This window comes from Collinsella sp. An268, from assembly GCF_002159765.1.
In the GTDB taxonomy this organism is placed as follows: Bacteria; Actinomycetota; Coriobacteriia; order Coriobacteriales; family Coriobacteriaceae; genus Coprousia.
In genome coordinates, this window is the sequence record NZ_NFJH01000002.1 from 164,891 (window position 1) to 177,116 (window position 12,226).

The 12,226-nt window shown below is 67.6% G+C and carries 13 protein-coding genes; 6 read left to right on the forward strand and 7 right to left on the reverse strand.

All coding sequences use genetic code 11. The annotated features are described in order from the left end of the window. Window positions 1-415: 415 nt before the first annotated feature. Window positions 416-811 (forward strand): metal-dependent transcriptional regulator, encoded by a 396-nt coding sequence (locus tag B5F70_RS02655; protein WP_087204017.1) that lies wholly within the window; start codon window positions 416-418, stop codon window positions 809-811. On the opposite strand, the gene B5F70_RS02660 is transcribed toward B5F70_RS02655, so the two are convergent. Together B5F70_RS02660 and B5F70_RS02665 are read right to left on the reverse strand one after the other, a co-directional pair. Then, window positions 795-1,424 (reverse strand): DedA family protein, encoded by a 630-nt coding sequence (locus B5F70_RS02660; RefSeq protein ID WP_087204018.1) that lies wholly within the window; start codon window positions 1,422-1,424, stop codon window positions 795-797. The genes B5F70_RS02655 and B5F70_RS02660 overlap by 17 nt on opposite strands. Before the next feature lie 163 nt (window positions 1,425-1,587). Beyond that, window positions 1,588-2,646, reverse strand: coding sequence for an acyltransferase family protein (locus tag B5F70_RS02665; protein ID WP_087204019.1), 1,059 nt, complete (start codon window positions 2,644-2,646; stop codon window positions 1,588-1,590). Between the two features lie 139 nt (window positions 2,647-2,785). Here B5F70_RS02665 and B5F70_RS02670 point away from each other — a divergent pair, with 139 nt between their 5' ends. Beyond that, window positions 2,786-3,268, forward strand: a complete 483-nt coding sequence (locus B5F70_RS02670; RefSeq protein WP_087204020.1) for an S-ribosylhomocysteine lyase — start codon at window positions 2,786-2,788, stop codon at window positions 3,266-3,268. 260 nt (window positions 3,269-3,528) lie between these two features. Here the strand turns inward: B5F70_RS02670 and B5F70_RS02675 are convergent, their stop codons facing one another. Both B5F70_RS02675 and upp read right to left on the reverse strand, forming a co-directional pair. Further along, window positions 3,529-4,056 carry a hypothetical protein gene (locus B5F70_RS02675; RefSeq protein WP_087204021.1) on the reverse strand — a complete coding sequence of 176 codons (528 nt, stop codon included), beginning with the start codon at window positions 4,054-4,056 and terminating at the stop codon, window positions 3,529-3,531. A 22-nt stretch (window positions 4,057-4,078) separates the two neighbouring features. Beyond that, window positions 4,079-4,726: a uracil phosphoribosyltransferase gene (upp, locus tag B5F70_RS02680; RefSeq protein ID WP_087204022.1), complete on the reverse strand. Its 648-nt coding sequence runs from the start codon at window positions 4,724-4,726 to the stop codon at window positions 4,079-4,081. 159 nt (window positions 4,727-4,885) lie between these two features. Here upp and B5F70_RS02685 point away from each other — a divergent pair, with 159 nt between their 5' ends. After that, complete coding sequence (locus B5F70_RS02685) at window positions 4,886-5,356, forward strand: YbaK/EbsC family protein (RefSeq protein WP_087204023.1); 471 nt, start codon at window positions 4,886-4,888, stop codon at window positions 5,354-5,356. A 5-nt stretch (window positions 5,357-5,361) separates the two neighbouring features. Here B5F70_RS02685 and B5F70_RS02690 read toward each other — a convergent pair whose 3' ends face one another. From B5F70_RS02690 to B5F70_RS02700, 3 genes are all read right to left on the reverse strand, one after another. After that, on the reverse strand, window positions 5,362-7,269 hold the full coding sequence (locus B5F70_RS02690) for a heavy metal translocating P-type ATPase (protein ID WP_087204024.1): 1,908 nt from the start codon (window positions 7,267-7,269) through the stop codon (window positions 5,362-5,364). A gap of 143 nt (window positions 7,270-7,412) precedes the next feature. After that, on the reverse strand, window positions 7,413-7,631 hold the full coding sequence (locus tag B5F70_RS02695; protein WP_087204025.1) for a cation transporter: 219 nt from the start codon (window positions 7,629-7,631) through the stop codon (window positions 7,413-7,415). Window positions 7,632-7,732: 101 nt separating this feature from the next. Further along, on the reverse strand, window positions 7,733-8,062 hold the full coding sequence (locus B5F70_RS02700) for a metalloregulator ArsR/SmtB family transcription factor (RefSeq protein WP_087204026.1): 330 nt from the start codon (window positions 8,060-8,062) through the stop codon (window positions 7,733-7,735). A 277-nt stretch (window positions 8,063-8,339) separates the two neighbouring features. On the opposite strand from B5F70_RS02700, the gene B5F70_RS02705 reads away from it, so the two are divergent. The 3 genes from B5F70_RS02705 (at window position 8,340) to B5F70_RS02720 (ending at window position 12,191) form a co-directional block, all read left to right on the forward strand. After that, window positions 8,340-9,242: an alpha/beta hydrolase gene (locus B5F70_RS02705; protein WP_087204027.1), complete on the forward strand. Its 903-nt coding sequence runs from the start codon at window positions 8,340-8,342 to the stop codon at window positions 9,240-9,242. A gap of 422 nt (window positions 9,243-9,664) precedes the next feature. After that, window positions 9,665-10,720 carry a CorA family divalent cation transporter gene (locus tag B5F70_RS02715; protein WP_087204029.1) on the forward strand — a complete coding sequence of 352 codons (1,056 nt, stop codon included), beginning with the start codon at window positions 9,665-9,667 and terminating at the stop codon, window positions 10,718-10,720. Between the two features lie 79 nt (window positions 10,721-10,799). Further along, window positions 10,800-12,191 (forward strand): alpha-amylase family glycosyl hydrolase, encoded by a 1,392-nt coding sequence (locus tag B5F70_RS02720; RefSeq protein ID WP_087204030.1) that lies wholly within the window; start codon window positions 10,800-10,802, stop codon window positions 12,189-12,191. Window positions 12,192-12,226: the final 35 nt, after the last annotated feature.

A 12,226-nucleotide genomic window follows, 5' to 3' on the forward strand; every position in this document is an offset into this window, starting at 1 on the left:
TGCATGTCGGCTCTCCTGCGGGGAGAAAGCCAGCAGATTGTATAGGCAGATTGTATATTCTGACCTCATAGCGGCGAAAGCCCAGCTCAGCGAGGTGCAAAGAACGGGCGGAATGTATAGAAAGATACAATCCGCCCCATCTTTACCCTGGTGTTCATACAATCTGCCGCATCTCTCCCATTCTGCGCGAACATACAATCTGCCACGTTTCCCCCACCATCTTCGGGGCATGCCATCCGCTGCTTTCGGCCCTTCGCTTCGGTGTGTTCAGTCTGGGACGCTGCGCGGCACTTTGAATAGGCGCCGATTTTGGGCAGCCTCGTGGCGCAATGCGCCGCAATGGGGTAAAGTAAGCGCAAGCTAACTCATATCGTCGCCCCAAGCGGTGCGACGTGCCCGTCAAGAAAGGCATCCCATGGCTCATGAGCTGCACGAATCCGGCGAAGACTACCTCGAGGCCATCCTCATGATTGAGAACGAGCGCGGGCTCGCCCGCTCCGTCGACGTGGCGGAGCGGCTCGGGGTAACCAAGGCGAGCGTGTCCAAGGCGATGGGAATCCTGGAAGGGCGCGGTTACATCGAGATGGCGCGCCGGCAGGTCAGGCTCACCGAGGCGGGGCGCGCCGTGGCAGAGCGCATGCTGGAGCGGCACGAGTACTTTCGCGGGTTGCTCGTGCGCGCCGGGGTGACACCGGAGGTCGCGGCGGCGGAGGCCTGTCACATGGAGCACTGCCTCTCGAGCGATTCCTTCGCCAAGCTGCGCGCCCACTTGGAGGGCATCGATGCGCGTTGCGCTATGCGCCCTTCTTGAGGTTGGGGATGATGCGCTTCACGATCCAGAAGATCGCGACCACGACGACGAGCGCGATGATGACGTACTTCACGATGTCGGAGACCCACTCCGCCTGTTCGGAGACCTGCATCCACGCGCTGCCGGCCGCGGCGCCGAGCGAGCAGAGCACCGTGTTCCAGACGGCGGAGCCGACGAGCGTGAAGAGCGTGAACTTTGCCGGGTTCATGCGCGCGGTGCCGGCGGGGATGGATATGAGGCTGCGCACGACGGGGATGCAGCGGCAGATGAGGACCGTCGCCTGCCCCTTGCGGTCGAACCAGTCGATGGCGCTGGCAATGTCGGATCCCTTGAAGCCGAGCAGGCGCATGGGGCGCGTCTCGAAGAAGCGCATGAGGCGTTCGCGCGAGAGCACCCAGCCGATGCCGTACAGGATGTAGGCGCCGAGGACCGAGCCCGCCGTCGCCGAGATGATGACGAGGGGCAGCACCATGTCGGTCGTGGTGGTGAAAAATCCCGAGAGCGGCAGGATGACCTCGCTGGGGATGGGCGGGAAGACGTTCTCGATGAAGATGAGGGCGCCCACGGCGAAGTAGCCGAACTGGTTGATGAAATCGAAGAAGAGGGTGTCCATGGGGGACCTTTCTGCGGCCGGCGCGCGGGCCTGACCGTTTGGGGACGTTGCGAATCCGTGAGCCAGTGTAGCCGATGGGCGCACCGGTGCGGAGGGCCCGCCCCGCTTTCCATGGAGAATCGAGAAGTGGACGGGTCGCCCGCGACCGCGGCGGAAGGGGCGGTTAGGAGCGCTTGGGGGATGCGGGCAGCCACGTGACCTTGAGCACGCCCGAGAGCGGCCGCGCGATGGCGGGGAGCGCGCCAAGCGCCGTTGCGCCGGCGGTGACGAGGGCGACGGCGAGCGTGCCGAAGACGGGGTCGAGCATGAAGGCGGGGTCGTAGAAGGGCGTGTGGAACGTGAGCCAGGCACGGACGAGCCGGTGGACCACGTAGACGGGAAGCGTGCGGCGGCCCAGTGTGGTGAGCCATGAGTCGCCTGCCGGGGCGATCTTGAGCAGGGCGAGCGAGAAGATGCCCGCGATAGCCCACGTGATGAGGCGCGCGGCGATGCCGTCGGCGACGACGGTGCCGATGGGGCCTCTCCCGAGCCCGGGATAGGGGTTGTCGCCGTATACGAGGGTGAAGAAGCCATCGAAGGCATGGGCGTCCATGAGGCGCAGCGCACCGATCGCTGCCGCCGCCCCGACGCACAGCCAGAGGATGCGCCTTGCGCGCAGGCGCTCGAGTGCGGTGGGCGTGAGGTAGTAGCCCAGGGCGAACCAGGGGAGAAACGCGAGCGCGCGCCCCAGGGCGAGGATGCCGCTCGAGAGGTCGATGCAGCCGCTTGCGAGAGCGATGAGCGCCGTGAGGGCGATCCCGCGCGCCGGTTTCATGTGCGCGAGGACGGGTGTGGCGAGGTACCACCAGGCCATGGCGATGAGGTACCACGGCGCCGAGGTGAAGCGCAGCAGGCGCTCCGGATGGGCGAGAAGCACGCCGTTTACGGCGAGCAGCGCCGCCTGAAAGGCGAGCCCGAGTACGGCAAACGAGATGATGCGGTTGACGTTCAGCCGTCCCGCCCGATACGCGCCCTTGGCGAAGAGGCCGGACGTGAGCACGAAGAGCGGCATGTGGAAGAGGTAGATGATGTCGAAGGCGGCCGAGAGCGCGGCGTTGTCGTTGTGGATGGGATGCGCGATGTGGCCGAAGACGACCAAGATGATGAGCATCCCCTTGAGATTGTCGAACAGCGCGATGCGCGCCCGTCGCGGCGATGCCGCGGCCGTGGCTTCAGCTCCCATAGAACCCCTCGGTTGTACCTTCCCCAGCCGGTGCGCGCGGGGTTGCAGCGTGCCCGCGCCCATCCGGGCAAACCGGTATGATAGCAGGGTTGGAACCGTAATAGCAGGGTTGGAACCGTATGAGAGGATGAGGAGCACCATGGACAAGATCGCGAGCTTCACCGTCGACCATCTGACGCTCGAGCCGGGGCTCTACGTGTCGCGCGTCGACCGCGACCCGGCGACCGGCGCCGCGGTGACGACGTTCGATATCCGCGTCACCGCCCCAAACCGCGAGCCGGTCATGAATACGGCCGAGGTGCACACCATCGAGCACCTGGGGGCGACGTACGTGCGCAACGACGCCGCGTGGGCATCCCGCGTGGTCTACTTTGGCCCCATGGGATGCCGCACGGGGTTCTACCTCGTGGTGTTTGGCGAGGTGGGGTCGCGGGAGGTGCTGCCACTCGTTCAGGGGCTCTTCCGGTTCGTGACGGGTTTTGAGGGAGAGATCCCCGGCGCGCGCCCGGAGGAGTGCGGCAACTACCTCGACCAGAATCTTGCCGCGGCTCAGTGGTGGGCGCGCCGGTACCTCGGCGTGCTCGACGGCATCGACGAGGCGCATCTCGCATACGGTGTTTGATTGCGCACGAGGGATCCCCGCGTTTTCAGGGGGTTATTAATTCTAGTGCCTAGTTGGCGGCGGGTCTTGTGAGTAGCGGCGAACGTGCGCGGTCTTCTGACCTGCGGGATCTTTAGCGAGGCGCCCTCTCTCTACTTCGACTTGGGGCGCGCAACTAGGCACTAGATTGAATGACCCCCCCAATCTGCCCGTTGAGATCGGGGGAGAGCGGTCGGGGCCGGCTGAGCGGGCCGGGTCGGGGCTGTCGGCCGCCCGCGGCGCTATGCCGCGGGGCCCGGGACGAACGAGATGAGCGCGCAGGCGCCCGGCATGACGACGTCGGGCACCAGCACGAGCGCTGCGGCGCCCGGGTTGAACGATACGTCCTCGCCCGTGAGCCAGGCGGTCAGCCGGTTCATGAACGGGATGTGCCCGCAGGCGACGACCGTCTGCGCGCCCGCGGCGGCGACCCCGTCGAGAAACGCCACGTCGTCCTGCTCCCAGAGAGCCTCGCAGTCTTGGGGTGCGCCGGCGGCCACCCCGAGGCCCTCGAGTGCGCGGTGCGCCTCCTCGGCCGTCGCGCGCGCACGGTCGGCGGGGCTGGTCCAGAGCGCGATGGGGCCCGCCGCGTCGAGCGCGCCGAGTCCGCAGGCGTCCGCCGCCGCGGCGAGCTGGGCAAAGGTGGCGGGGAAGCCCGTCGGCGCCGCGAGGGCGGCGCGCCCCTCCGGCGTGAGCGCGCGCAGGGCGTCCGTAGCGGCCGCCTCGGGAGGCTCGGGCTTGCCGTGGCGGATGAGGATGAGCTGCTTCACGGTGACTCCTTTGCCGTGGGGGCTAAAGCGTGCCGAAGATGCGGTCGCCCGCGTCGCCCAGGCCGGGCACGATGTAGGCGTTCTCGTTCAGGCACTCGTCGATGGCGCACGTGTAGATGTGCACGTCGGGGTCGGCCGCCTCGACCGCGGCGATGCCCTCGGGCGCGGCGATGAGGACCATGAGCTTGAGGTCGCGCACGCCGCGGGCGCGCAGCGCGCGGATGGCGTCGATGGAGGAGCCGCCCGTGGCGAGCATGGGGTCGACGATGAGGCAGGTGCGCTCGGCGATGTCACGCGGCATCTTGCAGTAGTACTCGTGCGGCTCGTGGGTGACCTCGTCGCGCTCCATGCCGATGTGGCCTACGCGGGCGGACGGGATGAGGTCGAGCATGCCCTCGACCATGCCGAGGCCGGCGCGGAGGATGGGGATGATGGCGACCTTGCGCCCGGCGATCTGCTTGCCCGTCGTGGCGCAGATGGGAGTCTCCACAGAAACGTCCTCGAGTGCGAAGTCGCGCGTCGCCTCGTAACCCTCGAAGATGGCGAGCTCGCGTACCAGTTCGCGGAACTGCTTGGTGCCCGTGCGCTTGTCGCGCATGATGGTGAGCTTGTGCTGCACGAGCGGGTGGTCGATAACGGTCACGCGCGATGCGTCGAACGACTGTGCCATGGGGTCTCCTAGCGTCGGTGGTGTGCGGTGCCGGTGGTGGGGCCGGTTACCGTTTGCGTCCGCTGTCGATTATCGCACGCGCGGCGGACCCTGTTCTGCTATATCTGCTAAGTGGTGTTTTTTGCGCGCCTGGGCGCGCGGGCGGAGGGAGTGGCTGCGATGGCTATCGAGCGGGTGCGGGCGTATTTTGAGGCCGAGGGGATCGCCGAGCGGATCCTCGAGTTTCCCACATCGAGCGCGACGGTGGAGCTCGCGGCGGCCGCGGTGGGCTGCGAGCCCGCGCGCATCGCCAAGACGCTCTCGTTTGCGGTGGGCGAGCGCGTGGCGCTCATCGTCGCCGCCGGCGACGCGCGCATCGACAACCCCAAGTTCAAGGCGCAGTTCCACACCAAGGCGAAGATGCTCGCCGCCGCGGACGCCGAGCGGCGCATCGGGCACGCGGTGGGCGGCGTCTGCCCCTTTGCCGTGAACGACGGGTGCGACGTCTACCTCGACGCGAGCCTGCGCCGGTTCGATACGGTCTATCCGGCGTGCGGGAGCGCCAACAGCGCCATCGGCCTCACCCTGGCGGAGCTCGAGCGCTACGCCCGACCCGTCGCCTGGATCGACGTCTGCAAGCTCCCCGCCTAAAGGCGCTACCGCTCGACCCTCATCGCGCGCATGGCGTTCAGGATGGCGATGATAGCCACGCCCACGTCGCCGAAGACGGCGAGCCACATGTTGGCGACGCCCATCGCCGCGAGGGCGAGGATCAAGATCTTCACACCCAGGGCGAACACGATGTTCTGCCAGACGATGCGCATGGTCTTGCGGGCGACGCGCATGGCGCGCGCGATGTTGGAGGGTCGGTCGTCCATCAGCACGATGTCGGCGGCCTCGATGGCGGCGTCGGAACCCATCGCGCCCATGGCTATCCCTACGTCGGCGCGCATGAGCACCGGGGCGTCGTTGATGCCGTCGCCCACGAAGGCGAGCTTGCCGTCGCCCTGCTCGAGGTCGAGCAGCCGCTCCACGGCGCTCACCTTGTCTGCGGGCAGCAGCTGCGCGTGCACCTCGTCGAGGCCGAGCTTCGCGGCCACGGCTTCGGCCACGTCCCGCCGGTCGCCCGTGAGCATGACGCATTTCTGCACGCCTTCGGCATGCAGGTCGGCGATGGTTTGGGCGGCGTCGTCTTTCACCACGTCGGCGATGACGATGTGGCCCGCGTACCGCCCGTCGACCGCCACGTGCAAGATGGTGCCCGTGAGCTCGCACTCGTGCCAGGGGCTGCCGTGCTCGGCCATGAGCTTGTCGTTGCCCACCATGACCACGCGCTCGTCCACCGTGGCGGTGACGCCGTGGCCGGACTCCTCGCACACGTCTTTTATGCGCGTCCGGTCGATCTCGCCGGCATAGGCCTGCTTGATGGAGACGGCGATGGGGTGGTCGCTGAACGCCTCGGCGTATGCGGCGCACGAGAGCACGTAGTCCGCATCGACGCCCTCCTCGGGGTGGACCGCGACGACGCTGAACGTGCCGGAGGTGAGGGTGCCCGTTTTGTCGAACACGACGGTGTCCACGTGGGCGAGCTGCTCGAGGTAGTTGGAGCCCTTGACGAGAATGCCGAGCCGGGAGGCGCCGCCGATGCCGCCGAAGAAGCTCAGGGGCACCGAGATGACGAGCGCGCACGGGCAGCTCACCACGAGGAACGTGAGGCCGCGCAAGATCCAGTCGGGCCAGGCCCCCATGCCGAGCGCGGGCGGGACGATGGCGATGAGCACCGCCGAGACGGTGACGGCGGGCGTGTACCAGCGGGCGAAGCGCGTGATGAAGTTCTCGGTCCTGGCCTTCTTCTCGCTCGCGTTCTCGACGAGCTCCAGGATGCGCGAGACCGTCGACTCGCCGAAGGGCTTCGTGGTCTTGACGCGCAGGATGCCCGTCATGTTGATGCAGCCGGAGATGACGTCGGCGCCCGCCTCGACATGGCGCGGGACGCTCTCGCCCGTAAGCGCCGCCGTATCGAGCTGCGAGGAGCCCTCGACCACCTTGCCGTCGATGGGCACGCGCTCGCCCGGTTTGACCACGATCACATCGCCGACCGCCACCTCCTCCGGGTCGACCTCGACAAGCGCGCCGTCGCGCTCGATGTTGGCGTAATCGGGGGCGATATCCATCATGTCCGCGATGGACTTGCGGCTCTTGCCCACGGCGTAGCTCTGGAAGAGCTCTCCCACCTGGTAGAACAGCATGACGGCCGCGCCCTCGGCCATATGCGGGTCGGTGTCGGGGAAGGCGACCATGGCGAAGGCGCCCACGGTGGCGACAGCCATGAGGAAGCTCTCGTCAAAGGCCTGGCCGTGGCGGATGTTGCGCCACGCCTTCTGGAGGACGTCGTGGCCGGCGATGAGGTAGGGGATGAGGTAGAGGGCGAAGGAGGCGAAGACCGATCCGGTGTCGCCGAACGCGGCGGCGAGCAGCCCCGTCTCGTCGACGAGCATGATGACGGCGAAGATGCCGAGCGCGATGAGGATGCGGTTGCGCCATTTCCGCTGCTTCTTGTTCATGGGGACTCCAATTGCACTTATGAACACACGCTCATATATAAGCGGGGAAAAAGGCCGCGCGGGCGGCCGGGGAGAGCCGGCGGGCGGTGTGCGCGGGGCCGTTAGGGGTGGTGCGCGCACCGCCGTCCGCCGGCGGTGGGGGGCTACCGGAGGATCTCGCAGTCGGGCTCGATGTCTGCGGTGAGCCTGACCACGCGCTCGAGCACGTCGTCGAAGACGTCGTCGGCGGCGGTGAGCGTGAGCTTCTGCGTCATGAAGTTGACGCGTGCGCTCTCGACGCCCTCGATCTTCATGATGGCGTCCTCGAGCTTCTGGGCGCAGTTGGCGCAATCGATTTCATCGAGCTTAAAAGACTTGCGCATGGGGGTTCCTTTCCTTCTTGCGGGCGCCCGCGGGGGGCGGTGATTGCCGATGGGGTGCGCGGCTGCGCGCATGGGCGCGCCGCGCGACTGCCCGGTCTCGCTTACTCGCAGATATGCGTCATGCCCTGGGCGAGCATGGTGTGCACGTGGTCGTCGGCGAGCGAATAGATGAGGCTTCTGCCGTCGCGATCGAACCGTACGAGGCGGGCTTGCTTCAAGATGCGCAGCTGGTGGCTGACGGCGCTCTGCGTGGCGCCGATGGTGTCGGCGATGTCGCCCACGGAGCGGGGGGTGTCGAAGAGCGCGTAGAGGATCTTGATGCGGGTCGTGTCGGAGAAGACCTTGAAGAGGTCGGCGAGGTCGTAGAGGAGCTCCTCGTCGGGCATGCAGAGATCGTTGGCGGCGGGAGCCGCGGCGGTGGGTTCTTCCATGGCCCTCCTTTCAAATCTCAAACGTATGAACAATCGTTCATATAACTGAGTCTGATTATATGAACGCATGCGCATACGTCAAGAGGAATCTGTGAGTTTTCGGTAAGAGGTCGGATGGGTTGGGGGAGGGGTGCCGTGCGGGATGCCGTTGCCCGCGAGATCGCTCGATGCGCGCGATGTGCCACGGGTCCATAAGAGGGATGCGCCGCCGCCGCGCGTTGCGGTAGGATACCTAACGGACGTCGACGCGCGGCCGTGGCCGCAGGAAGGGGAGCACATGATCATCGAGGAGCACGCCCTGTGGGGCGAGGAGCCCACTGAGGAGCATCCGGCGACTTACACGGCGTATCTCGCCGATCCGCTCACCGCCGCGCCCGACGCACGGCGTCCCGCGATGGTCGTGTGCGGGGGCGGCGGCTTCGATCATGTGGTCTCCCACGAGAAGGAGCCGGTGGCCCTCGCGTACCTCAACAGCGGCTACCAGGTGTTTGTGCTCGAGTACGTGACGATGTCCACCGGAGACGTCGCCTACCCCGCGCCCGAGGCCGACCTCGCCCGCATGGTCGCCACGGTTCGCGCCAACGCCGACGCGTGGCGCGTCGATCCCGGGCGCGTGGCGGTCGTCGGGTTCTCGGCGGGCGGCTTCGTATGCGCGGCGCTCGCCGCCGGCTGGAAGACCGGTCCGTTTGCCGCCCTCGCCGGCGCCCGCCCCGAGCAGGTGCGCCCCGACGCGGCCGTGCTCTGCTACCCGCTTCTCGACCTGCGCGTGGTGCGCGACGAGCAGCTGCGCGACCCGCGCATCGACCTGCGCGTGCCCAAGACGGGCGGCAAGACGGGGCGCGACCTCGTGATGGATTACCTGGCGCGCGTCGCCGGGGAGGCGACCGAGGAACGCCTGGCGGAGATCGCTCCGGTCAACCATGTCGACCGGTACATGGCGCCGACGTTTGTCTGGGGCGTCGCCGATGATAAGACGTGCCCGATCGTGCAGGTGCACGAGTTCGCCTGCGCCATGGCGCGCACCGGCGTTACGCATGAGGTGCACGTGTTCGACCGGGGCGGCCACGGGCTTTCGATGGCGAACGTCAACACGCGGGTGGATAACGCGGCGGAGCAGGCGATCGTGCGCCCCTGGTTCGACCTCGCCGCGGCCTTCCTCGAGCGGTGCGGGGTCGCATAGTCGAGATTCGCTCGCACGAAATACAAAACAACGTATATATTAGTGAATATATACGCAAATATGAAATGCGATGATTCGCGTGCATTTGCGCGTGGCCAAAAACCGCAGCGAAATAATGAAAGACCCCCCTCTAGGAGGGCTGATGAAGAGCGCCGTCCGGATGTCGAGGGGCTGCTCGACGCGATATCCGCCCAAAACGGAGTCTTTTTGGGCGGGCCTGCGCGGCTTGAGCGCGCGGCGATGGCGCATTGGCACGGCCGGGGCGCGCGTCGACGCGCCTCGCTCGCGATGCATAATTATTTCGGTGAGGATTTTGTCCACCGCGGTGCGCCGCGAGGTGCGCGGGCATCGTTTCTGCGGCACGGCGTCCCCGCGCGCGGCGGGGATGGGTGCTATGGTAGCTATCAAGAGGTGATGCATCCATGCATACGTGGACATGGGCAGAGGGCGCGTTTGTGGGCGCGCATGCCCGGGAGGCGAGCGGCGACGCGGCGTCGGCGGGCGAGGGTGCGGCTCCCTTCCCCGGCACACGGGAGCCTGATGGGGTGCGGGGAGCTGACGGTGCGTGGGTGCGGGTCAGCGTCGGCGCCACGGCAGAGGTCGATCTAGACGAGGGCTCCCCGCTGGTGCGCGAGGTGCTGCGCGACATGCCCCATGCGGCCGTTTCGTATGGGGAGCGCGATGCGTCCAGCGCCTGCGGCATCGTGGTGGTGCCCGCCGGGATGGGCCGGCGGCGCGAGGCGGCGCGTTTCGCGTTCGTCCTGCGTCCTCACTGCCTGGCGCTGGTCGAAGACGGACCACTCGCCCGGCCTCTTATCGAGCGCCTGGCCGCCGAGGGGGCGCCCGTCGAGGGTCCCGCCGACGCGCTCATGGGACTCATCCGGCTTCTGCTCCGCGACCAGCCGGCGCTGCTCTCGGAGGTGCGCGAGGACCTCGAGCTCATCGAGGAGGCCGTGCTCGAGGGGCGCGAGCGCCCGAACCGTGCCCTCATGATGGAGGACGCGCGTCGCATGCTCGGGCTCGATACGTTCTACCAGGGCCTTTCGGATATCGTCGACAACCTCGCCGAGGAGGGGGAGGGCCTCGCGAGCCCGGCGGAACGGCTGCGGGCAAAGGCGCTCGCCCGTCAGCTCGACCGGCTCGCGACCCGGCTCGAGGCGCTGCAGCAGTACGGCCTCGAGGTGCACAGCCTCTACCAGGAGAGCATCGACGTGCACCAGAACCATGTGATGCAGTGGCTGACCGTCGTGACGACGATCGCGATGCCGCTCACGTTCATCACAGGCTGGTACGGGATGAACTTCCCGCATATGGCGCTCTTCGACGCGGCGTGGGGGTACCCGGCGGTCATCGTGGTCTGTCTTGCCATCGTTGCGGCCGAGGTGCGCTTCTTTCATCGACGCGGGTGGCTGCGCTTCGGCGGCGGGCGCCCGCGGCGCGGGCGCCGGGATCGGCGGCGCGGCGGGGATGCGGCCTGACGGCGGGCTCGCGTACCCGCACCGGCGCGCCACGCTATACTGTTGCCGATGACAGATCGTCAACAGGAAGGATGGCACCATGTGGTCCTTTGAGAGCGTGTTCTATCAGATCTACCCCCTGGGCTTCTGCGGGGCGCCCCGTGCAAACGACGGCGTTTGCGCCCACCGCATCACCAAGGTGGCGGCATGGGCGGATTACCTGGCGGAGCTCGGGGTCGGCGCCGTGCTCCTCAACCCGGTGTTCGATTCGTCGACGCACGGGTACGACACGCGCGACCTCACCCGCGTCGACTGTCGTCTAGGCACCAACGAGGATCTTGCGGACGTGGTGCGCGCCCTGCACGCGCGCGGCATCCGCGTGGTGCTCGATGCGGTGTTCAACCATGTCGGCCGCGAGTTCTGGGCGTTTCGCGACGTGCGCGAGCACCGGTGGGACTCGGCGTACCGCGACTGGTTCTGCCTCAACTTCGACGGGGACTCCGCCTTTGGCGACGGGTTCTGGTACGAGGGTTGGGAGGGCTGCTACGATCTCGTCAAGCTGAATCTCCGCAATCCCGCCGTCGTGGCGTACCTGCTCGACACGGTGCGCGGGTGGCGGCGGGAGTTTGGCATCGACGGGCTGCGCCTCGATGTCGCCTACTCCCTCGACCGTGACTTCCTGCGGAGCCTGCACGGCGTGGCGCGCGAGCTCTCGGCCACGGCGCCGGCGGCGGCGCCGCTTGGGGGCCCGCGCGCCGAGGACACGGCGTTCGTCCTCATCGGCGAGACGCTCCACGGCGACTACAGCCAGCTCGTCAACCCCGAGATGCTCGACTCGTGCACCAACTACGAGTGCTACAAGGGGCTGTACTCAAGCTTCAACAGTCAGAACATGTTCGAGATCGCCCACTCACTCCATCGGCAGTTCGGCGGGGACCCCTGGTGCATCTACCGCGGGCTCCATCTGCTCTCGTTTGCCGACAACCACGATGTGACCCGTTTGGCGAGCATCCTCACCGACCCTGCCTGCGTGCGCCCCGCCTACGGGGTGCTCTTCGGCATGCCGGGGATACCCTGCCTCTACTACGGAAGCGAGTGGGGTGCGACGGGCGTCAAGGGCGCGCATGACGACTGGGACCTGCGCCCGGCGTTCGAGGCGCCCGTCCAAAACGAGCTCGCGGTCCATGTCGCGCGCCTCATCGCAGCGCGCACCGCGGGACCCGGTGCACGGGCGCTCAGCTACGGCGCGTACCGCAACGTGCAGATCCAGAACAAGCAGCTCCTGTTCGAGCGGACGGTGGAGGCCGAGGGTGCGGAGCCGGCGGCGCGCGTGCTGGTGGCGGTCAACGCTGTGGCGGAGCCCTTCACGTTCTCGGCAGGCGAGCTCACAGGGACCTTCGCCGACCTTCTGGACGGGGACGGCGGGTCGGTCGAGCTCGCGGGGGCCCTTGAGCTCGCGCCGTACGAGGTGCGCTACCTGCTCGCCCGGTAAGGGTGCGCGCCGCCCCCACGCAGGGTGGCGGCGCG